This is a genomic window from Vibrio sp. RC586, assembly GCF_000176715.1.
GTDB lineage: Bacteria > Pseudomonadota > Gammaproteobacteria > Enterobacterales > Vibrionaceae > Vibrio.
Window position 1 is genome coordinate 308,921 of sequence record NZ_ADBD01000008.1, and the last position, 23,455, is coordinate 332,375.

At 46.6% G+C, this 23,455-nt stretch carries 15 protein-coding genes and 1 pseudogene; 9 read left to right on the forward strand and 7 right to left on the reverse strand.

Going from position 1 to position 23,455, the window contains the following annotated elements; genetic code table 11:
* Positions 1-7: 7 nt before the first annotated feature.
* Together VOA_RS09020 and VOA_RS09015 are read right to left on the reverse strand one after the other, a co-directional pair.
* A complete protein-coding gene (locus VOA_RS09020; protein ID WP_001016204.1) occupies positions 8-610 on the reverse strand; it encodes a thermostable hemolysin in 603 nt (200 codons plus the stop codon).
* Between the two features lie 254 nt (positions 611-864).
* Positions 865-2,877, reverse strand: a complete 2,013-nt coding sequence (locus VOA_RS09015; RefSeq protein WP_000193424.1) for a tRNA(Met) cytidine acetyltransferase TmcA — start codon at positions 2,875-2,877, stop codon at positions 865-867.
* A gap of 219 nt (positions 2,878-3,096) precedes the next feature.
* On the opposite strand from VOA_RS09015, the gene VOA_RS09010 reads away from it, so the two are divergent.
* Positions 3,097-4,131: an ABC transporter substrate-binding protein gene (locus VOA_RS09010; RefSeq protein ID WP_000846693.1), complete on the forward strand. Its 1,035-nt coding sequence runs from the start codon at positions 3,097-3,099 to the stop codon at positions 4,129-4,131.
* A 61-nt stretch (positions 4,132-4,192) separates the two neighbouring features.
* On the opposite strand, the gene VOA_RS09005 is transcribed toward VOA_RS09010, so the two are convergent.
* Both VOA_RS09005 and VOA_RS09000 read right to left on the reverse strand, forming a co-directional pair.
* Positions 4,193-5,164, reverse strand: a complete 972-nt coding sequence (locus tag VOA_RS09005) for a ParB/RepB/Spo0J family partition protein (protein WP_000985770.1) — start codon at positions 5,162-5,164, stop codon at positions 4,193-4,195.
* 7 nt (positions 5,165-5,171) lie between these two features.
* On the reverse strand, positions 5,172-6,389 hold the full coding sequence (locus tag VOA_RS09000) for an AAA family ATPase (RefSeq protein WP_000817995.1): 1,218 nt from the start codon (positions 6,387-6,389) through the stop codon (positions 5,172-5,174).
* Positions 6,390-7,611: 1,222 nt separating this feature from the next.
* On the opposite strand from VOA_RS09000, the gene VOA_RS08995 reads away from it, so the two are divergent.
* Positions 7,612-9,588, forward strand: coding sequence for a replication initiator protein RctB domain-containing protein (locus VOA_RS08995; protein ID WP_000093506.1), 1,977 nt, complete (start codon positions 7,612-7,614; stop codon positions 9,586-9,588).
* Between the two features lie 196 nt (positions 9,589-9,784).
* On the opposite strand, the gene VOA_RS08990 is transcribed toward VOA_RS08995, so the two are convergent.
* Positions 9,785-10,267 (reverse strand): hypothetical protein, encoded by a 483-nt coding sequence (locus tag VOA_RS08990; protein WP_001292188.1) that lies wholly within the window; start codon positions 10,265-10,267, stop codon positions 9,785-9,787.
* 423 nt (positions 10,268-10,690) lie between these two features.
* On the opposite strand from VOA_RS08990, the gene VOA_RS08985 reads away from it, so the two are divergent.
* The 4 genes and pseudogenes from VOA_RS08985 to VOA_RS08970 form a co-directional block, all read left to right on the forward strand.
* Entirely contained in the window at positions 10,691-10,888 is a 198-nt protein-coding gene (locus VOA_RS08985) for a PA3496 family putative envelope integrity protein (protein WP_000026552.1), read from the forward strand.
* Positions 10,889-11,051: 163 nt separating this feature from the next.
* Positions 11,052-11,261, forward strand: a complete 210-nt coding sequence (locus VOA_RS08980; protein WP_000009500.1) for a DUF3283 family protein — start codon at positions 11,052-11,054, stop codon at positions 11,259-11,261.
* Between the two features lie 87 nt (positions 11,262-11,348).
* Entirely contained in the window at positions 11,349-12,068 is a 720-nt protein-coding gene (locus VOA_RS08975; RefSeq protein ID WP_000533703.1) for a YebC/PmpR family DNA-binding transcriptional regulator, read from the forward strand.
* Positions 12,069-12,115: 47 nt separating this feature from the next.
* Positions 12,116-13,018: pseudogene (locus VOA_RS08970) on the forward strand (NAD(P)-dependent oxidoreductase); the annotation flags it as partial.
* Positions 13,019-13,100: 82 nt separating this feature from the next.
* Here the strand turns inward: VOA_RS08970 and VOA_RS08965 are convergent.
* A complete protein-coding gene (locus VOA_RS08965) occupies positions 13,101-14,762 on the reverse strand; it encodes a methyl-accepting chemotaxis protein (RefSeq protein WP_032468235.1) in 1,662 nt (553 codons plus the stop codon).
* A gap of 143 nt (positions 14,763-14,905) precedes the next feature.
* Here VOA_RS08965 and VOA_RS08960 point away from each other — a divergent pair, with 143 nt between their 5' ends.
* Complete coding sequence (locus VOA_RS08960) at positions 14,906-15,262, forward strand: YibL family ribosome-associated protein (RefSeq protein ID WP_001050214.1); 357 nt, start codon at positions 14,906-14,908, stop codon at positions 15,260-15,262.
* A 67-nt stretch (positions 15,263-15,329) separates the two neighbouring features.
* Here VOA_RS08960 and malT read toward each other — a convergent pair whose 3' ends face one another.
* On the reverse strand, positions 15,330-18,038 hold the full coding sequence (gene malT, locus VOA_RS08955) for an HTH-type transcriptional regulator MalT (RefSeq protein WP_000264961.1): 2,709 nt from the start codon (positions 18,036-18,038) through the stop codon (positions 15,330-15,332).
* Positions 18,039-18,612: 574 nt separating this feature from the next.
* Here malT and VOA_RS08950 point away from each other — a divergent pair.
* Complete coding sequence (locus VOA_RS08950) at positions 18,613-21,066, forward strand: glycogen/starch/alpha-glucan phosphorylase (RefSeq protein ID WP_000805374.1); 2,454 nt, start codon at positions 18,613-18,615, stop codon at positions 21,064-21,066.
* Between the two features lie 86 nt (positions 21,067-21,152).
* Entirely contained in the window at positions 21,153-23,333 is a 2,181-nt protein-coding gene (malQ, locus tag VOA_RS08945) for a 4-alpha-glucanotransferase (RefSeq protein WP_001070812.1), read from the forward strand.
* The last annotated feature ends 122 nt before the right edge of the window (positions 23,334-23,455 follow it).

Consider the following 23,455-nt stretch of genomic DNA (forward strand, 5'->3'; position numbering starts at 1 on the left):
TGATTCCTTACGCTTGCTTTTGATTAAGGGCAAGTTGATTTAAACGCTCACACCCCTGCACAAGATTTCCGGCCAAAATTCGCGGACTGTGCTGATAATAGGTTCCCCACACTTGGGTAGCATTGGGAATACGGGCAGAAGAGGCTTTCGCAATCAACGTTGGCTGTAAGCCGAAACGACGCATCAAAGCGTGTAAGGGATCGGTCGCGGTAAAAATACACCACTCAAATCCCATAGCCACAAGCTGCTGAGCAATTAAGCGGAAGTGATACGCGGATAAGCCGCGGCTAAATGAAGCGAGATGCCCAAATTCAATCAATTTACCGCGGGCAATCGCACAAGCAAACCGTTCAGAAAGAATCACATCGGCAGGCTCATCAAGATATTGCTCTAAAAATAGCGGCTCATGCTCGGCAATCCGAAACCCACACACAGATTTCATTTCCGCTTGGTCAAGCAACGCTAAATAGGCAGGCATAAACGTGGTGAGATGGGCATCGAAAGCTTGTTGATAACGCTCATGCACCAGTGACGTTGCTTCATTCCAACGCACATGCGTTGAAGTAATCACTTCCAGTTGCAGTTCAGAATGACAAGGTAAATGGTTCATCTGCGTTTCCCTTTGCTTACTCGCTAAGTCAAAAGTAATCCGCTTAACTTAAGAATCCCTTAACTCTTCATTAAAGTTATCAACGAAAGGCCTAATTCTTTCGACTTTACTAAACAAAGTACGAACCAGCCGCTTCCACAAATAAGGAAATACCTTCATCCACCATGAAATGCTCAGAGAAGGATGTCCGGATTCGCTAACCAACCCGGAGTGAATGAGATAGGAAGATAAAAGTGTAGGATTGAAATCCTCGGTTATTTACAGTGTAAATCACCGAGCAAAGCCAAAATATCTGTGCGCAAAGCGGACTCCACTTGCCGCTTGCCCGTGAACTGAAATTGCTCAGCACACTCAGCCCAACTTTTACGCTGTAGAATTTTACTGATCAATAAAGGCGAGATAAGCTCGTTTGTCGATACAGCATACTCCCAAAGCCACCCAAATAGCCAAACAGCCACACTCTCATAATTAGCTCCACCCTGCGCGTAGTGTTCAACTAGCACTTGGCATCGCGGAGAAGTGGGGGATGAAATACCATACGGCAGCAACAGTTGAATGATTTCTGGCTCTAACTCTCTCAACGAGTCACTCAACTCAAATACCCAATGCACACCAAACTGCTGCTGAGCCTGAGCTACCCAAGCCAGTGAGTTTTGATGCACCATCAAGAGGGAATAGCAGCCACTGGCTTGATCACGATGCGAACCAAATTTAACAGGGACAAATCGATTGTTTAGCCAGAAAGGCAGTAAATCATCACTCACCCCGAAGCTGGTGGCGTAATAATCCGCAGGATGCTGCTCAATAAAATGCTCCAGTAATTGACTACCAACGCCCTGACGTTGGCAATCAGGGTGCACGGCTATGCGTAAAATACGGTAGCAAGATTGACGCGCAGCTTCAGTAATGCCCAATTGATTCGCGAGCGTAACCGGTGCAAGATGCCCTTTCGGGCGGCGAGTACCCAATTGTATCGCTTCAATTAAACCTTCATCTAGCGCCCCTTCCCGAACGGCGAGCACACAACCCACACAGATCTCTCCATGATAAGCGGTAAACAGCCTCATCGCTTCATCACCAAGTAAAGAAAATAGATCATTGGGTGAAGTTTGATAGTGAGCGTTCACCAAGAGTGCAAACACTTGCGCTAAACGCTCTGGTTGCTGCACGCCAGTGTCTTGGGTCAAAGGAGAAAAACGCAGTGGCGATCGAGTATGAGCGGCAGGAAGCTCAGCCAACTCACTTTGCAGCAAGAATACTCGATTTTGCCACTGTTCCAATGCATCTGCTTGCGCCCAGCGAATTGGCTGCTCAAGATGCAGCGCACGCATCTGCGGACGCTGTTGCTGTAACCATTGCTGAAACTTGAGAGAAAAACCACGGCCACACCCTTCATAACCATGAATCGTTGAAGAGAAGACGACTCGATGATACCCCTCCACCAAACGCTTCAGCAAAGGCAAGGGTAACGCCGCCGCTTCATCAACCAACAATAAATCACACTCAGGCTGAGTTCTTAGCAGTTCATCAGGAGCAATAAAGCGGAGTGTTGAATTCTCCCACTGTATATCGCCTCGTTTGGCATTCGCTTGCAAGAGTGTACGCTGCGCATGAATGAAAAGTGGCTCAACCGATGTCAGCGCAGGAGCAGTAACTAAAATCCGCATCTTGCGCGTTTGCATAAGTTTCGCCGCTGCGAGCCCCAAAGCACTGGTTTTTCCTCGACCGCGATCGGCCGTTAAAATGAAAGGTCGCTTACGATGCCCAGTCACGACTTTGATAATGCCCTCAACCGCAAACTCTTGCTGCTCATAGCGGATTGCAGAGGAGCTAGCCACTCTTTCGGGCAGAAGAGGCAGTTGCTGAGGACAAATCACCAACAGTTTACCAAGGGCCACTTCTAACCAACCACGAGCTGCAGGGGTAAGTGAATGAGCCTCCCCCATCACAATCAGTATGCCACCGCCTACTAATGTACCGAGCGCTGCATTAAAACTATTGGCATCCCACCCTTGGTTTAAATCACAGATCAAGAGCTCACATTCTTTCCCCAACCATTGCTGACCTTGGCGATAGTCGACACAAGTCACACCATCACACTCACTATTGCCTAACATAAATATCGATTGCTCGGTAAAGTGGCTAATCAAGGAGTTAAGTAATTGGTACTGCCATTGCGGTTCACCACGTAACCAACACCCAAAGCGAGTGTGGTGCTGTTGAGCCAATTGATGAAGTTGCAATAAATAAGTGAGTGGCTGAGTCATAACAAGTCGTATCCCATCAGTGATGCGTCATGTTAGCACATGCAGACAGATCGCTGTAACGCCTTGAAACACATCACAAGGAGTCGAGGGTTTTGTTAATAGAAGGCTAAAATATTTTTTCTTAACGACAAATTATATTTGCTTTATCCCAACAAAAAATTCACTAATTATGCACTCGAACCCCAGCATTGGGCTGGGTTAAAAAGGAATCAAAATGCAATGAAAACTTTCATTAAAGGATTGGTACTTTCTGCCGTTGTTGCGTCTTCTCAGGTGTATGCTGAACAGCCAACTCTCAACGTGTATGCGTGGGGTGGTTACTTACCAGAGAATTCGCTGAAAGCTTTTGAAAAACAAGAAGGCGTTACTATTAACTATTCAACCTTTGAGAATAATGAGTCAATGTACACCAAACTCAAACTTCTGAAAGGTACTGGATATGATGTGGTGTTCGCGTCGGCTTATTTTATCGAAAAGATGGGCCGTGAAGGGCTGCTGGCAGAAATCGACCATAACCAAATCCCGAACATGAAAGATGCGATGTCAACGGTACTCGGTTTGGCACATGATCCCCAAAACAAATATTCTCTCCCCTACATTTGGGGAATTACCGGCCTTTACTACAACTCAGCGACACTGCCAAACGGTATCACCAAGTGGGCGGATCTGTGGGACAAGCAATATGAACAACAAGTTATGCTGATCGATGATATTCGTGACGTTTTTGGCATGGCTCTGAAGCTCAATGGCTTTAGCATTAACACCAAAAATGAAGATGAAATCAAAAAAGCATACGAATCACTCGTAGCACTAAAAAATAACGTACTGCTGTATAACTCAGATGCTCCACACGTTCCTTATGTTTCTGGTGAAGCAACATTAGGCATGCAATGGAATGGTAACGCCTACCAAGGCCAAGTAGAAATGCCTGAGCTAAAATTTGTAATGCCTGAAGAAGGTGCTGTACTGTGGATGGATAACTTCACTATCCCTTCTGGAAGCAAAAATATTCCGTTAGCGCACAAGTTTATCAACTTCATGTATCAGCCAGAGAACCAAGCTGAAATCGTAAAAAGCCTTGGCTATGCCTCAGCAACCAAAGGTGGCCGTGCACTGTTACCCGCAGAGCTGCGTGATAACCCAACCATTTTCCCATCTGAAGAAGATATGAAGAAAGGTGAATTTATCAATGACGTAGGCCCTGAAACTCTAGCAATCTACGAAAAATACTGGCAACGCTTAAGAAACCAATAATTTCCAAAGCCTAAAACGAATAAAGCCCGCATTTTGCGGGCTTTACCATTAGAAACAGCAATTAATTTAGCTTGCACTGTACAAAATCCAGAATGTCTTGCATCAGCTCATCATCCACCTTCTTCAAATTCAGCACTAAATTACTGCCTTTGCGCGCATAGCTTGCGCGGCCTTTGATCAGCTCAACCTTAGGCGTTTCATTACGCTTAGGGGGTAGCACATCCTGAATCCAGCTTTCGATGGTTTCCGTGACTTCTTTCGTAATACGGGAAACCCCTTGAGCCTGAGACTGTTGCCACACAAAACCATTTTCTTGGTGGCATTTTGCCAACAACTGTTCGCGCTGAGTTTCACTCAACTCATTAAACTGCTTATGCAATTTCACTATAGTTGGGCGGCCTAACTCCACTACGCTTGGGTACGCTTGCAGAAGTTCTAGCGGCAATGCAGCTGCTTTTAAAGCGCCACTGACTAACGCTTCGCTGCACTGAAACATTTTCGCGAGGGCTTTTTGATCTTCCGCTTCACCACTATCGAGTTTAGCCTGCATCTCCTTGCCTTTTTCATAAAGCGAAAGAGGCTTGTGCGCGTTTGCGACATCAGAGAGAAACTTGGCGTGCTCAGCATTAATGTTTTCCGCCACATACACCAGAAACTCTTTGCCCGCCAAGATACAAGACATTCGACGACGGCTACCATCGAGAACTTCTATCTTACCTTCCGCCGTTTTACGACCCACAGCAGGATACTGCTGACCGCGCTCACGCAGAGTTGTCAGTACATCGGATAGAGCATGTTCCGTTAAAAAGGCTTGTTCGCGGGCATTTTGAGCAAACACCACCGTTTTTTCAGCCACTTCCTGTGCAGGAATACGCATCAGCTCGAAAGTGACGATCTCTTCACCCGCCACAGCCAGTTCAATCATCTGCGCTTGCGCTTTGGCAGCCGATTGCGCTTCTGCAGGCGTTGTTGCACGGCGTTTATCCGCCTTACCAAACAATTTTGCATTAAGGTCAGAAGTTTTAATTGCCATAAGTTACTTACCCCTGATTAAGTGATGACCAATGAGAATGAAGGACGCGCTCTAACTCGAGTGCACTTTTCTGAACCGCATCCTGAGCGGTAGCTAGCGTCTTTTTACCGCCTTCAAAGTCATTAACAGTCAAATCAAACACGGTGCTATAGGTATCAGCACAGGTTTCAAAAGCGCGGCTACGTGGGATGGTAGCCATCATTACCTGATCACCAAGCAAATAGTTCATTTCCGTCAACACCGAAACTTGCTTCTTGTTGTCATCCTCAAACATAGTCGGCATCAAACGAACAAATTCTAGCCCTTTCCAATCTTCAGGGAACATTTCATAAACCGTTGGCAAATGCTGGAAGAAGTTTACCGTTGAAGCCCAGTCCAGTCGCTTCGCGGCACATGGAATCAGTAAAGCATTCGATGCATACATGGCGTTCCACACCAGCGGATCAACGTGTGGGCCGGTATCAATCATGATGATGTCAAAGTCACCAGAGATTTTGTCGATCAACTTCTCTTTAAGCAAACGAACAATGTCTAATGACTGATTTTGTGACAAATACTGCCATGCCTCAGCATTAAACATCGCATCCTCAGGGAATGCTGAAATGGTTTTCAAATTCGGATACTGAGTCGGTAGCATCACGTTTTTGCGTAGGAATTCAGTATCAACCTCCACACCATCCGGTACGTTATCCAACATAATATCGACAGCTGAGTAGATATTGGTGTGCTCAGCAAGGCTGATTTGTGGATTCAAAAATAAGCGCAGTGAACCTTGGGGATCTAAGTCAATCAGACAAATACGATAACGTTTATCCAAATTCAGCGCTAAGCAAGCTGCTAAATGCACCGCAGTCATCGATTTACCTGTACCACCCTTCTGGTTCTGCACATTGATGATCCATGGCTTATTGTCATTGTTCTTTTTACGCTCATGGAACTTAGGCACACCCGCCGCATCCATTAACATATGGGCTTCAGAAAGAGAGATAGAGTAGTGGTTCGCATTATTTTTGGTAAATTGATGGCCAGCTTCTTCCATCTTCGCAATCGCTTCATCGAGCTTGCGACGAGTTAAGCCTGAACGCGTTTCCATCAGTGCTTTTGACATTGGAGGAAAATGCTCATCACGGCGCTCCTCTAATACGATCTCAATACGGTCAGCCTGCACTTGCTGGGTGAGTTGTGCCAGCTGATAGAGATTCTCTATTGTTTGTTCTCTTTTCATTGCCAATTTCCATTATTAGGGCTTAAAACTAATTGTACAACATAAACAACAAAAAACAACAAAAAGGTGAACGTAAAACTATGAATTAAAATCACACATATTGGAGTATTAACAGAAAATTGATATCAAATGAACAAAAGAACTAATCAAAAATAACTCTTAATAAGAAGGTAATTAGAAGTAGATAATTATTAAATTTTAAATATTACGACGTCACTTATTTACAATGTAAAGTAGAGATAATCATAAGGCACGGTAACTAGATACGGAACGATTGAATTCGGTTGCCAAATTACGGCCAATGCTATTTAGATTAAGATCTCCATCCAAACCCAAACCAAAACATGGAGATTCAATAATTCAATCCATCACTTAAACACTCCCGAAACGATGATCAAGAGCAGCATCATGATCATGCTTCCAATGAAAGGGGTATCATCAGGAAAGATGATCAAGAGAATATCCCGTATAGAAACAGGCTAAAAAAGATCCTTTTCTGATGATCCTTTTACGGATCAATGATCAAGTATTCATGAAGTACGGAAGCATGTAAATTTTCGATTATCTTACGGATAATGTCAGATAGAGAAAGGCTTCCGAGTCGAACAAGCCAGAATTCTCTACAGAAAAAAGAGGAAAGTCACAAGTAGACACACAAACATCTCACCATGATCATGCTTTCATCACGAGTACAGAATTAGCGCCAGAGAAAAACAATCTTAGCCAATCGTCCATCCGACAGAAAATCCGCAAGTATTTTATGAAATAGTCTAATATCGGGCTAGCTCTTGATCATCTTTCCGAAGAGAAAATCGAGGTATCGAGATAGAATGCGCACAAAATTAGAGAATGAGAAATGAGTTCTGTGGATAAACTGTGCTCCTACCTTGATCATGCTTAGAGCTTGCTGTTGATCATAGATACGATCTTTAGGTGATCATGCTTTAAGAAAAAAATGATCATGCTTTCGATCTCACATTGATCATGGTTTCAATACACTTATGATCATGCTTCTGAGGCGCTAAAATTAATCTCTTTAAATTACAGAACCTTACGCCACGATATTCATTCAGATCATTAGATCAATCTAATCATAATTAATCATTTTAATCAGAAAGATCAGTTATTTAAAAACAACAAATTTTTCTTTATTTATGATCTCTTTTTCTTTATTCTCTTGGAACTACAATGATATTACGGTAAGTGTGATACGAATCTAACCATGAGCTCAGAAGAAAAACTCTTGATCAAGTTGCCAAGAACTCACAAAGATGGCCATCTTTTTGAAGTTTCTGAAGCTGCAATTGACTGGATTGAACAGTATCAGCACTTCAAAGGTGTAACGAAAAGCATCGTTGAATTATTGAACCTTATTTCACTGCGTGGATTACGTAGCAAAGATGGCTTAGTTTCGACAACAGAACTGATTGATGCCACTGATGGCCAACTCACGCGTGCGGCAATCCAACAACGTTTAAGAGCCGCTGTCGCAACAGGATTATTTAAACAAATCCCAGTACGATTTGAAGAAGGTTTGGCGGGTAAAACCATGCTGCACCGATTCATTAATCCTAATCAATTGATCTCTGTCTTGGGATCAACCAGTTTAGTAACCGAATCGGTTAAACAAAACGAAAAACAAAAACGTTCTAAAGCATTAGCACAAACGCAAGTCAATCAACGTTTACTGCATGAACATGGCTTGAACACTCCGCCTGCAATGAAAGATGAATCTGAGCAATTTGTTGTTTCACCAACAAACTGGGCAGGGATCATTGATCAAGCATTAGCGCCACCTCGCACACGGAAAAGTTACCAGAAAGCCATGGTTTCAATATCAGGCACCCGTGCGGTGATTGAAACACGATCATCAAAAAACATTATGACCGTTGATGATTTGATGACCTTGTTTGCTCTGTTTACCCTAACCGTTCAATACCATGATCATCATCAAGACGATTACCATTTCAATGCTAAACAAGCACCAAACAAAACACCACTCTACATTACGGATATTCTTTCCTTACGTGGTAAAAAGGACAGCGGACCTGCTCGTGATTCGATCCGTGACAGTATTGATCGCATTGAGTTTACTGATTTTCAATTGCATGAATTGACAGGCCGTTGGCTCAGCGAGAACATGCCAGAGGGTTTTAAGAGCGATCGCTTCCGATTTTTAGCGCGCACTATTACTGCTTCGGAAGAGGCTCCTGTGGAGGGGAGTGATGGCGAGATCAAGATCAAACCTAATCTGTACATTCTGGTTTGGGAACCTTCGTTTTTTGAAGAGCTATTAACGCGTGATTACTTCTTCCTATTTCCACCGGAGATCTTGAAACAGCACACCTTGGTATTTCAGCTCTATTCATATTTCCGTAGTCGTATGTCACGTCGTCATACGGATGTGATGATGCTCAGTGAATTGAACCAAAAACTGGCCAGAAACATCGAATGGCGACGTTTTTCTATGGATCTGATCCGCGAGCTTCGTCGTCTATCTGAAGGGAAGGGGAGTGAGGAGCTATTTGTGGTCAATCTGTGGGGTTACCACTTGACTGTGAAAAGCATCGAAGAAAAAGGCAAAGTGGTGGATTACCAAGTGGATATCAAATGCGATGTGGAAGAAGTTCTGCGTTACTCGCGAGCGAAAACCACCAACGCAGGGAAACGCAATATGGCGCCAACCTTGCCAAATCCATTACGTAATGAGTTAGTTTCCAAACAAAAGTTAGCTGAACTTTCGAGCATTATTGATGGTGAATTTGAGCCGATCCAACGTAAAGCACCATCACCACGAGGAAGATTGGGGCGCCGTGTTAAGCTGCGTAAGCATCTGGTTGAGATCAATGCTGACGAAATAACCATTACTTTATCACGCTATACCTCATCAGAGGCATTAGAACGCAGTATAACGGCTTTAGCGGCTATGACTGGACATGCCCCTTCTTCGATTAAAGAAGAGTGTGTAGAGCTGATTGACAAGCTTGATTGGCTACGTGTTGAGAATGATGTGATCCAATATACAACCTTGAGTAAGCTTCTAGAGCTATATAACAGCCAAAATGAGAGTAAACATCTCTCGATCGAGAAGCTGATCGCAGGTCTCGCTGTGCGTCGTAAAGTGTGCAAAATGGTTCAAGATGGACACATTGATGAAACGGTGTATCGTGCTCTTGATGAGATGGCAGCAGGCGGGTGAGTGAGAAGTGGCGTTGAATCCACATCGTTTTTGTAACCTAAACCTGACAAGATGCTGACATTTTTCACTCTTGCTGTAGATAGACTCGATCACGAATAGACAACCTTTTGTCCCATCTGATGGATTGTAGATTGGCTCATATGTTTTTTAGCGAGTTTAAATAGCTCGCTATTTTTTTGTCCGCAATTTGAGTAGATCAAGAAAGAAGGGTTTCTTCTCCATCATTTCTGTGAGGAGAGTTACCTTGATCATCGTTCCAAGCATGAAACGCCATAAATTGCACATGTGCCTCAATGAGCGAGACGGATTGCTGTTGGCCATCTGGTTGCTGGTTCAGGTATTCTAAGCTCAATACCATCAATTGCTGCATACGTAGCATACACCAAGATTTCAGCTCTATATCACACAGAGGCTGAGCTGCACAAAGCTGCAAACGGCCATAAGCTAGGCTTAGGTACTGTAAAGCTTTTTCTGCATCACTTTCACGATAGTAAGTAAATTGGCGCAAACAAGCGTCAAGCCAACAGGCGATGGCTTTACCCTGTGTCTCACTCAATTTCGGATTCCAGATCTGCGCTGGAACATTGAAGATCAAAGGCTGCAGCATGGCGACATGCTCGCGATTCTTGCTTTGATACCATTGATGAACATCACTCAACCAGAGGTGTAACTCACTCATGTCACATGATCCTATTGCCCAAAATGATGTGATCCGATTTGATCAAGTAGAACTTGCATTGTTGAGCTGCTGTATTGATCTTCGGCACTCATCTCGAAAGTTTGGCTCAATATTCATCCATTTGCCAAATGATGAATATCCCAGCCTGCAACGCCACAGTGTTTAGGTATATCCGTTAATAAAAATGGCAATCAGAGATCTGAGTGAAAAGAAAGAGTTATGGAGTAGCAGTGAATGATTCTTGGGAAGAAAGTTAGCTAATTTAGCTATGTGTTTGGGGATTAGCAAAAAGAATATCTATAGTTTAATAGATAAGATTTCTGAAGTATTGCCACAGTCACAATACGGATTAAATCTACTTAACAAAGAACCGCCCCTTTGCTACAGATGAGTTGTTCCTAGCATGGTTTTTCGGAGGTATTTATGTCCATTAATTCAATTGACCATGATGACATGACGAGCATTACCAACAAATGGGATTCAGTCGAAGAGGTTGAGTCACTAAAACCCGCCAAAAGCATAAAATCAGCAGAGGCTCGACGTCGTATCGAAACGTTGCGTGAGATACGCGAAAGTGGCCTAACGATTGAGGAAGCCAAAGAGCTTGGATTACTTCATTAGCGCTTGGCATCAAACCAAATCGATTAAGGGTGACAGAGGTCACCCTTACTTATTTTCACTGGTTTAGTTGATTTGAAGCAGTCAATGCAACATTTTGACTCTTAATTTTCTGCATTCCTATGCTATATTTCGCCTCACGATTTTATTGACTGTGGGCTTACTAATGTCTTTCAACCTTGCATTACTGAGTGCGGAAGAGAAAAACAAAGTAGAACTTGATAAACAAGCTTCTTTCCTTGTTTGGCGACTTAAGCAAGTAAAATCAGGACCGGAAGAGATCACTAAGCAGATGGCCAAGATTGCTTCTGAAAGCGAAAAACAGTGGTTTCAACAGTCGATAGAGAAGTACAAAAGAGTGATGGGCGTTGCGTAGCGTCTATGCTCTGCAGGTGGTAAATTGCAAACAGCAAGCCTTCTGCTAAAATCCGTCGCAACAAATTGAATTAGAGAGAACATCCCAATGGGAAGAAGTTTTGAAGTGCGCAAAGCCTCTATGGCGAAAACTCAAGGCGCAAAAATTAAAGTTTACTCAAAATACGGTAAAGAGATTTACGTTTGTGCGAAAAACGGCGGTACTGACCCTGACATGAACTTATCGCTTCGTCACCTGATCACGAAAGCGAAAAAAGACCAAGTACCAGCGCACGTTATTGAAAAAGCACTGGATAAAGCTAGCGGTGGTGCAGGTGAAGATTACCAACCAGCACGTTACGAAGGCTTTGGCCCAGGTGGCGCAAGTGTGATCGTTGATTGTCTGAGTGACAACGGCAACCGTACTTACCAAGACGTTCGTCAATGCTTTGTGAAAACAGGCGCGAAAATTGGTACACCTGGTGTGGTAGCGCATATGTTTGATCACCAAGCTGTTTTCCAGTTCCAAGGCGATGATGAAGAAGCGATTCTTGAAGCGCTGATGATGGCTGATGCAGAAGTGACAGACATTGAACTAGAAGATGGCGTGATCACTGTGTTTGCACCCAACACTGAGTTCTTCAAAGTCAAAACCGCTCTGAACGAAGCATTCCCAGACCTGACTCTGGATGTGGAAGAGATCACTTTTGTTCCACAAAACCGCACAGTAGTGAGCGGTGAAGACGCAGAGAAATTCCAGAAGTTCCTCGATATGCTGGATGACTGCGACGACGTACAGCAGGTTTACCACAACGCGGATATCGAATAATCGTTATCTTAAAAGCCGAGCGAAAGCTCGGCTTTTTCTTTTAGGATAAGAACAAAAACAATAAGGAGAACAAGATGAAAGTCAGCTTTATTGGATTAGGTGTGATGGGGTATCCCATGGCGGGTCATCTCCAGAAAGCCGGTTTTGAGGTAACGGTATTTAACCGTACTCAAGCGAAAGCCGCAGCATGGGCGAAACAGTTTGGTGGTAAATACGCTGAAACCGTCGCGGAATGCGTTAAGGATGCGGATGTGGTGCTGACTTGCGTGGGGAATGATGATGACGTACGCAGCATGACCACGGCAGCCCCAGGCGCTATACCTGCGATGAAACCGGGCGCAGTATTGATCGATCACACCACGACCTCCGCACTGCTTGCCGAAGAGCTTTCCGCGGCTGCGCAACACTCGGGTTTACGTTTTATGGATGCGCCCGTTTCTGGTGGTCAAGTTGGGGCTGAAAATGGTGTTTTAACCATTATGTGTGGTGGCGATGAAGCACTCTTTACTGAGATGCAACCGATTTTTGCCGCGTACGGACGTTCTTCTGTACTGATGGGGAAAGCAGGGCAGGGGCAGCGCGCTAAGATGGTCAATCAGATCTGTATTGCCGGTGTGCTGAATGGTCTGTCGGAAGGACTTATGTTGGCAGAGCAAGCCGGGCTGGATATTCCAAAGCTGGTGTCGTGTTTGAAAAATGGGGCTGCTGGCTCTTGGCAGATGGAAAATCGCGCGCTCACCATGAGTCAAGATAAGTTTGATTTTGGCTTTGCGATTGATTGGATGATCAAAGATTTGGGTTTCAGCCTGGATGAAGCTGCACGGTTAGGCCTGAGACTACCGATGACAGAAAGCACGTTCACTGTCTATCAAGGCCTTTCACAACAAGGGCTAGGGCGAATGGATACTTCGGTGCTGATTAAAGCGATTAAAGATGCTGGCAGTAAGTAGTTCTTTTATTAAAAAGCGCCTAATGCAAGGCGCTTTCTTTCGTTAGTTATGTCTCTCTTAGTCAATTTACACTGTAAACAACTCACACCTTAAAGCGCGCCACCAGCTCATACAGTTCATGTGCACGCCCATTCAAGGTTTGGCTACCTTGGCGGTTTTGATTCGCGAGTGTCGCGGATTCACTGCTTTGATCCGATATCACCACAATACGTTGTGAGATTTCTTGACCGACAATGCTCTGCTCTTCGGTTGCTGTCGCAATGAGCGCGTTCATATCCATAATTGTCCCGATGGACGCTTGGATTTTTTGTAGCGCTTCGGCTGCCGCATTGGCTTCACGAACCGTGGTAATACTGCGTTGTTGACTCGATTCCATGGCTTTTACGGCCGCATCTGAGCCCGCTTTTAACTGCTGGATCATGGTATGAATCTCTTGCGTACTCTCTTGAGTACGGCTGGCAAGTTTACGTACCTCATCAGCAACCACGGCGAAGCCGCGTCCTTGTTCTCCTGCCCTTGCCGCTTCGATTGCGGCGTTCAGTGCCAATAAGTTGGTCTGTTCAGCAATGTCTTGAATGACAGCCAGTGAGGAGGTGATGTTATTGACATCACCTTCGAGCTTTCCGATAACACTACTAGCATCCGCGACTTCTTCTGCCAACGCTTGCACTGAGCGAGCGGCGGCATTCACTATGTTATGTACATCGGTTGCATTATTTTCAGCATCTTTGGCGGATTGGGCGGCATTATTGGCGTTGTTGGAAATTTCTTGCGCTGTGGTGGTCATTTCGGTCATCGCGGTCGCCACTTGTTCGGTTTCTTCTCGCTGGTTAGAGGCTAAATTATCCACTTGCGCTGCTCGCTCACTCATCGCATTGGTTTCTTCGACGACTTGTTGCCCAACTTGATTCACCCGTTTGATGATATTTTGCAGACTTTCCACAAAACGGTTGAAGTTTTGGCTTAGCTTAGAAAATTCAGGAACGCTGAAACGCTCCATGCGTGCCGTGAGATCGGCATCACCACTAGCAAAAGAGTTGATGGAACGATCAAACAGTTCAAGTGGGTGCATGATGCTACGATTAATAAGAATCGCCATGATGCCAACCAAAACGACAATCACGAGAGTAATACTGCTCAGTGTATAGATGACTTGCTTGAGCTGCTGTTCGGCACGAGCTTCCATGGCGGCTATTTCTGCATCCACATCATCAGTATAAAAACCGGTACCGATAGTGAGATCCCACTGAGGAAGATAAACAGAATAACTCAACTTGGGTAATGGCGTTTGTTCACCTGGTTTGGGGAAATAGTAAGTCGTAAACTGATCTACTCTGGCGTTTTTGATTAAGTCTCGGATCAGATAGTTACCTTGGGTGTCTTGCATGTTGATAAAATTCTCGCCCAATCCATTAGTGGATTTACCCAGTAGTAAGCGAGTGCCTTGAGAATCGTAGCCAAAGATGTAACCGTTTTGCCCAAATTGGATTTCACGCAATACCGTTAGCGCTTCATCCAATGAAGCTTGACGAGTTTTGAGCGGAGTTAGGGCTGTATCGGCGATTTGCAAATAGGATTTCAGCTCGGCCTGTTTCATTTCCATCATCGCTTCGCGGGTGTTGCGCATTTGCTCTTGGCTGAGCAGGCGAGTTTCACTGAAAGTAAAGTACATCATACTTAACGCTATGATGAGCAAGGGCACCAAGGAAAGGATATACAGTCGTTGTCGAATGGTTAGGCTCATAATCGTGGCTCACATGGTTAATTATTCCTAATAAGCCTAGTCCAAAAGCAGGGCTTGTGTAGCCTGAGCAAGGAAGTTGTTTGGGTATTCCTCCATTTACCATGCTATACTCTGCGCCCTTTCTGTTCGATAGAGCGACAATCATGAACCTTAAAACCGATATTCAACAACTCAACAATCGCATCGATACTTGCCGTCGTAAGTTGGATGCCGCAAAAAGTCGCGCCGATTCAGAAATGGTCAGCAAGTTCACTGATGAATTAGAAGCTCTGACTAAGCGTTTGAATAGCGTGAAAGGCAAGCAAGATTACGACCTGAATAAAACGCGTAAAACGATTGCCGATATGCCTTTCTCACGTGAAATCACGAAGCTTGAGCAAGCGGATTTGGGCAAGCTGAAAAAATCAGTGAAAGGTTTGGTACTTGTTCACCCAACCACCAAAATTGGCAAAGCATTACGTGTCGAAGTGATGACGGGTTTCGCGCCTAAGCCATTCTAAATACGGCAAAGAATTAAAATAAAAGAGCCAGCGTTTGCTGGCTCTTTTGCGTTTTTTTGACTCAAATTTAGTAGCCCATCAATTGCAATAACTGCTCGGCGGTGTGTACCGCTTCTTTGCGATTCGCGATATTGAGTTTTTGATACAGGTTGCGAATGTGCGTTTTAATGGTGGTGCCCGCCACATCCAATTCGTGGGCAATCTGCTCATTACTGAAACCGGAATAGATAAGCCCAAGTACTTGCCATTCACGCTGCGTGAGTGGACTGGTGCGTACCAGTTCTGGAATATTTGGATGATTGACCAGCTTTTCGACAAACTCTTCGTCAAAGTGGATGGAGCGGCTACGTTGAGTGGTCGAGATCTCTTTGAGCAGCAGATGGGCGCGATGGCGCTCCAAATCCCCTAGCTCACCTTTGTGCACCAGTTTTTCGAGCAAGTGGCCAATTTTTCCCCCATCGATCAGGAAGTTACCAATCATGCCCGTTTGGTTGGTCAGGCGCAGTGCTTGTTTTAACTTGTCGCTAGCTTGTTGGTCATCGCCTGCTGTGATAGCCAGCAGTGCTTCCACAATCAAGTTACGGTTGGTATCAGTGACTAACTGATATTTCTGTGCTTGTTCCTGAATAAATTCTAGAGTCGCACGCGCCTCATTCAGTTCACCCAATTGGATTTGCGCACGGGCAATATTGCGCCACTGCAGTTGAAGGAAGTGGTTACACGCTTTATCGGGACGAATGCTGGATTGCAGCCACTGGCGGATTTCGGTGCTGTTCTCCTTGGCTTGCCAATAGAGTAGTAGGGAGAGTGAAGCGTTCGCCGTCCAATCCACATGGTAAGTCGATTGCTTAAGCAGGTGCTGGATCTGCTCTATGAAGCGTCCGGCTTTATCCAACTCGCCGCGGCCGATGGTGATTCTGGCCAGCATCGAATAACAGTGCAGGTGTTTACTCTGTGAATGGTTTTCTAGCACGCTCAGCCCCTTATAAGCGGCTTGTTCGGCTTCATCCAAGCGATTCCAACACCATAAAATTTGCGCGCGAATTCGCAGCAAAAATTCATGCAGTGGCACTTGATGCAGCTGCTGCTCTTCAATCAATTTAAACGCGTTATCCTGTACCTCGTAAGCCGCTTGTACATAACCTTGCGCCAGTAAAATTTCGCTCTGTTGCAGTAATGCCCATAAGGCTTGGTGATACACCTGATATTGGCGCGCCAGTTTCTCGGTTTGTTGCATCATTGAGAGTGCACGGCTGAGATGACCTAATACGTGGTTCACTTCGCCAACCACAGAAGTGGCGACAATACGGCTGCGATACGTGGTGTGGTCAAGCTGGCTTAAGGCCAGTTCGGCGAGTTCCAGTGCTTTTTCTGGCTCGTTTTGGTTAATGGCGACTTGCGCACGCAGCGCGTTAAATTCGCCTTGCTCTTTGGTTGAGAGTTCGACGTTAAGCGCTTTCATCTCTTTCGCTGCTTTGGCCAGCAATGCACCCACATCGTTATAGCGGTGCTGACTTTGTGCCAACCACGCTTGCAACATGCATAATTTAGGTTCGCGATACAGTTGAGCGGGGGTCAGTTGATTGATTGCCGCTTCCAATACTTCAAGCTCGCCTTGGTTAAACATCTTCCATCCAAACTGGCTCAAAATGCTCGCCAGCAGCTCGCTATCTTGCGCCAAACGCGCATGACGCAGCGCTTGGTGAGGCGTTGCCGCTTCCAACCATGCTTTGGCGGCAGAGCGTTGTAAATCTTGCTCTTGCTGTGGAATGCGGGCTTGGCGTTGATGCGCTAAAAATTCGGCAAACAGATTATGAAAGCGATACCAGTTGGTTTCCCCCTCCAGCGGCGAGATAAATAAGCCAAAGCGGTTGAGAGATTCAATCATCGCCAAGGCATCGTCACGCCCAGTTAAACTGCTCACCAAGGCATCGTCAAAATGGTCGAGTACCGAACACTGCATCAAGAAATAGCGAGTTTCATCATCAAGCAGATCAAACACTTCTTCGACCAGATAATCCCAAAGGTGGGCATGATTAAAATGCGAAACCGATTCGATGGTTTGCGCCAGCGTGCGGTGTTGATGCTGCGCTTGTAGAGCGATGAGCTGCATTGCTGAAGGCCAGCCTTCCACATAATCGCGCAGGTTATTGGCGGTCAGTGCATCAATCCCATCGGAAACGCGTTGGTTGAAAAAGCGCGTGGTTTCTTCGGTATCAAAAGCCAAAAGCTCATTGCCGATCTCAATCATTAAATCACGTACGCGCAGATTGGCGGTACCCAAAGGTGGCGTTGAGCGGCTCGTCACCACCAGCGTTAAATTATCTGGCATGTGTTTTAAGAAAAAGCGCATCGCTTCGTGAATGGCTTCATCGCTGATCAGATGGTAATCATCCAGCACTACATAGCATTCGCCGTGGTAGTCAGCCATCTCGGCAAACACTTCACTAAACAGCGAGTGTAGTGAGGAAAACTGACGCTTCTCCGCTAATTTTTGTGCGTTGGGGCAGGTATTGTGGGTCGCTTTATTAATGGCTTGCAGCAGATAGTTCATGAAGCGAAACGGATCGTTATCGCTGTCATCAATGCTGTACCAACCAACATTGGGCTTATCCGAAAGCCATTGAGCCGCCATGGTGGTTTTGCCATAGCCTGCCGGTGAGCGGAATAGCACTAATTTGTAGCAGGTGGCGTGTTGCAATAATTCCAGAACACGGGGGCGGACGATGGCGTTATGCAAACGTCCCGGGCGAGTCAGTTTCGAAGGGATCCACATCTTCTTTCTCTCGTCTATTCCAATCAGAGCTTCATGCTCTTTGAACTTGAAACGCAAGTTCCAAGCGTAGGGGGGTGAATACGCGCGGCGTATCACACTCAGATGGACAAATGTTACTTGAAGTCATTTGGTGCGTTTATTGATCCATACTGAGTTTTCTGTGTTCTTCACATTTCGCTCATAACTACGCCCCATATTTGTGATTTTTGTCACTAATTAATCTTCCCGTGAGCAAGGATATCGTCTAGGCCTCTACGTAATTGAGTGAAAATTCGGTAACAGAGGCAAAATTATTGTGATCTATTTAGCAGAGTGGACAAATGTTCAACCACTTGTTTTCCGAACTATCATAAAGCCTAGCTATGGTTAATCGGCGGGTGGTGTGATCCGAATCACTGCTATCTCGGGCTGAACCGAGCATTGATGGGAGCCAGATCACTCACTACCGGACTCCTGCGCCTCTACGCCTTGGTTCCTCCTCCCAATTGATGAGAAAAGTGGGAGGATGTTTTGCCAAAGTCGTAGAGGCAGGATAGGGCTTAGATGGATTAGAACCAAAAAGTGAGAGTTCACAATGAAACCTACTCAACAGAAACAGTTTGACAAGAAGTCGTTCCAAGAAAACGTGAAGCGCCATTTAACCGCAACCTATGCCACAACGGTAGAGCACGCTTCGGCGCGTGCATGGTACTTGGCGATGGGACGAGCCCTTGCTGAATTTACGACGTTTGATTTGCTGGAAACCGAACAGGATGAGCGCATCCTTAATAGCAAAAGCCTGAACTACCTATCGCTGGAGTTTTTGATTGGCCGCTTAACCGGCAATAACTTGATCAGCATGGGCGTGTATGAAGCCGTTGCTCAAGCGATGGAAGAACTCGGCCAAAATCTGACCGACTTACTGGAAGAAGAGCGCGACCCATCATTGGGTAACGGTGGTTTAGGGCGTCTTGCCGCTTGTTTTATGGATTCTTGTGCGGCGCAAGAATTCCCAACCGTAGGCTACGGTCTGCACTACGAATATGGTTTGTTTAAACAGTCTTTCGAAGAAGGCCGCCAAAAAGAAGCCCCTGATGCATGGTGTGGTGTTGAAGGCTACCCATGGGAAGTGGCGCGTCCTGAGCTGAAGCAAGAAATTGGCTTCTACGGCCACGTTGAAGTGGTCAATGAAAATGGCAAAGAGCGTCGTCGTTGGGTACCGGGCATGTTAGTGCAAGCGATGCCGTGGGATTTGCCGATCGTTGGCTACCAAAGTGATACGGTTTACCCGCTGCGTTTGTGGGAATGTCGTGCTATCGCGCCTTTCTCGCTGGAAAGCTTCAACAACGGTAACTACTTTGAAGCGCAGCACGCGTTGATCGATGCTGGCAACATCACCAAAGTCCTGTATCCGAATGACAACCACGAAAAAGGTAAAACCCTGCGTTTGATGCAGCAGTATTTCCACAGTGCAGCATCGGTACGCGATATTCTGCGTCGCCATGAAGCCGTAGGTCATGCATTGGCGGATCTGCCGAAATACGAAACCATTCAGCTTAACGATACGCACCCAACCATCGCGATCCCTGAGCTGATGCGCATTCTGATCGATGAAAAGCAGATGTCTTGGGAAGCGGCGTGGGCGATCTGTTCACACACTTTTGCGTACACCAACCATACTTTGCTGCCAGAAGCATTGGAAACCTGGAGCGAATCGTTGATCCAACGCTTACTGCCACGTCACATGGAGATCATTTACGAGATCAACCATCGCTTCTTGCAAGAAGTGCGTGCCAAATGGCCGGGTGATGTCGCGAAACAGCAAAAGCTCTCCATTATCGAAGAAGGCTTCCACCGTATGGTGCGTATGGCCAACCTGTGTGTGGTCGGCTCTTATGCGGTGAACGGCGTAGCGGCGTTGCACTCTGAATTGGTGAAGCGTGACTTGTTCCCTGAATTTGTTGAGCTCTATCCGGGCAAAATCCAAAACGTGACCAACGGTATCACGCCGCGTCGCTGGCTGAAGTTCTGTAACCCAGATTTGTCTGCGCTCATCTCCGAGAAGATTGGTCAGGAGTGGCCTGCGAAATTGGATCAACTCACCAAAGTGGCACAGTACGCGGAAGATGCCGTGTTCCAAAAACGCTTTATGGAAGTGAAAAAAGCCAACAAAGCGCGTTTGGCCGATTGGGTGAAAGATCACATGGGCATCGAGCTCGATACCAATGCGATCTTTGATGTGCAGATCAAACGTCTGCATGAGTACAAGCGTCAGCATCTCAATATGTTGCACATCTTGTCGCTCTACCATCGCTTAATCAACGACCCAAGTTTTGACATGCATCCACGTGTGGTGTTCTTCGCAGCGAAAGCGGCGCCGGGTTACCACTTGGCGAAAGAGATCATCTACGCCATCAACATGATCGCGCAAAAAGTGAATAACGATCCGCGGGTCGGCAACAAACTGAAAGTGGTGTTCATTCCGGATTATCGCGTCAGCATGGCGGAAATCATCATTCCGGCGGCAGATGTTTCTGAGCAGATCTCAACCGCAGGTAAAGAAGCATCGGGTACCGGCAACATGAAGATGGCGCTCAACGGTGCTCTGACCATCGGAACGATGGATGGTGCGAACGTCGAGATCCGTGAAGAAGTGGGCGATGACAACATCTACATCTTCGGCTTAGAAGTGGATGGCGTAGAAGCACTGAAAGCGCGTGGCTACAACCCATACGATTTCTATCATGCGGATCCGCTATTGAAAGCGTCACTGGATCTGCTGGTGGGCGAAGAGTTTACGCCGGGTGCTGCGGGCAAACTGCGCGCGACCTATGACAGCTTGCTCGATGGCGGCGACCCATATCTAGTGCTGGCGGATTTCGCCTCTTACGTAAAAGCACATGAAGCGATCGACAAACAGTATCGTGACCAAGCGGGTTGGGCGAAGAAAGCCATCCTCAATACTGCTTTGGTGGGCAAATTCAGCTCCGACCGCAGTATCCGTGATTACGTGAATAACATTTGGAAACTGAGCGCGGTTCAGCGTTAAGCCCCTTTGGTGAGTCAGAGCCTTCTGGCTCACCTTTTTCTACATACCCTACATAGAAGGGTAAAGCAGTCCCTTCGGAGAGAGCGATGAATCAAGACAATGCATTAAAACAAGTCGCTGAAATGGCAAAAATTGCCGATCGATATGTCAGCGCGTGGGGCAGTGAAGCTCAAGTGGAAGACGACACGATCCGTCGTCTTTTGGCATCTCTTGGCTATGACACCAGTAGCGATGAAGCTTTGCTGCAATCGGCTGAGAAAAAACACAAGAAAGATGTGCTGGATCCGGTACTCGTGGTGCACCAAAGTGCGGCGATTGAAGTGCCGCTTTATCTCGGCGTGAGTGCGCGCGAAAGTGAATTTGATTGGCGCTTGCAGACCGAGCAAGGCGAGGTGCTGGAAGGCTATCTGCAATCACAAATTGTACGTGATGAGCGCGCTGAAGGCGGCCCATTAGTGTTTGCGTTGCCCAATGATCTACCGCTCGGTTATCACACTTTATTGATTGCCCGTAAGCGCCGCAAAGCACCTTACCAAATGACGCTGATTGTGACGCCACAAGCTTGCTACAAGCAACCCGCCTTGGCACAAGGCAAAAAGCTATGGGGACCGAGCATTCAACTTTATACCCTGCGCACTCAGCACAACTGGGGCATGGGTGACTTTGGCGATTTGAAACAGTTGGTGGCGGATATTGCTTCGCGCGGTGGCGATTTTGTCGGGTTAAACCCGATTCACGCACTATTCCCAGCCAACCCTGAGGGCGCAAGCCCGTACAGCCCATCCTCTCGCCGTTGGTTGAACATTCTGTACATTGATGTCAGCTCTGTGCCTGAGTTCGCACTCAGTGCCGAAGCGCAGCAAAAAGTGGGGAGTCCAGAGTTCCAGCTGCGCCTGCAAAAAGTGCGTGATGCCCATTGGGTGAACTACAGCGAAGTGGCTGAGCTGAAAATGAGCGTGTTACCGCTGTTGTTTGCTGAGTTCAAAAAGCGTCATCTGGATAAACATTCTGATCGTGCTCATGCTTTCTTGAATTTCGTGGAACAGGGCGGTGAGAGCTTACTGCATCAAGCGGCATTTGATGCGCTGCATGCCGAGTTGCATGCGGAAGATGCTTCAGTGTGGGGTTGGCCAGTTTTCCCTGAGAAATACCATCGTTTCGACAGTGCTGCGGTACAAAAATTTATTGATGAGCAGAAAGATCAGGTTCATCTCTACATGTATTTGCAGTGGATCGCTGATGCGCAGATCCATGAAGCGCAATCATTAGCGGAAGAGAAAGGCATGGCCGTTGGCCTGTATCGCGATCTCGCGGTTGGCGTGGCCGATTCTGGCAGCGAAACGTGGGCCGATCAGGGCAACTTGCTGCAAGATGTCAGCATTGGTGCGCCGCCAGATGTACTGGGGCCTTTGGGGCAGAACTGGGGTTTACCGCCACTCAATCCGCAAGTGCTGCAAGCAACGGCGTATGACGCCTACATCAAACTGCTGCGTGCTAACATGAAACACTGCGGCGCATTACGTATCGACCATGTACTAGGTTTGCTGCGTTTATGGTGGATCCCGAAAGGCGAAAACGCGACGAAAGGCGCGTACATTTACTACCCAGTCAAAGATATGTTGGCGATTTTGGCGCTCGAATCTCACCGTCACCAGTGCAGCGTGATTGGCGAAGATCTGGGAACCGTACCGGATGAAATCGTCGAGCTGCTGCGTGATGCGGGCGTGCATTCGTACAAAGTCTTCTTCTTCGAAACCTCGAAGGAAGATGGTGGTTACGTTTCTCCAGCGCATTACGCAGAGCAATCCATGGCGGCACTCTGTACTCATGACATGCCAACCCTGCGCGGCTTCTGGCACTGTGATGATCTCAAAATGGGGCGTGAAATTGGCCTCTATCCGGATGAAGAGCAGCTGCAAGGCTTGTTTGATGATCGCCTGAAATCCAAACAAGGCATCCTCGATTCGGTGGCGTGGCACGGTTATTTGCCAGCCGGAGTTGGGCGTGATGCCACGCAGGTTCCGATGGATTCCTACCTGAGCGAAGCACTGCAACTGCACGTAGCGGCAGGTTCCTCAGCGCTACTGAGCGTGCAGTTGGAAGATTGGCTAGAGATGGATAAGCCGGTCAATATTCCGGGAACGGTCAACGAATACCCGAACTGGCGACGTAAATTATCCGTGAATCTGGATGAGATTTTTGCGCGTGAAGAAGTGAACCGCATTGCGGCTCGACTGACCGAAGTGCGCAGCAAAGCCAGCCAATAAGGAACTCAGTGACCAATTTCTTAACTATGACCCAAAGAAGTTGAGGGTTGGTCACTCTTTCCTCCTTGAGAAGTCCGGTAAGATGGACACACGCTTTGCCCGCGGTTTGCGGGCTTTCTGCT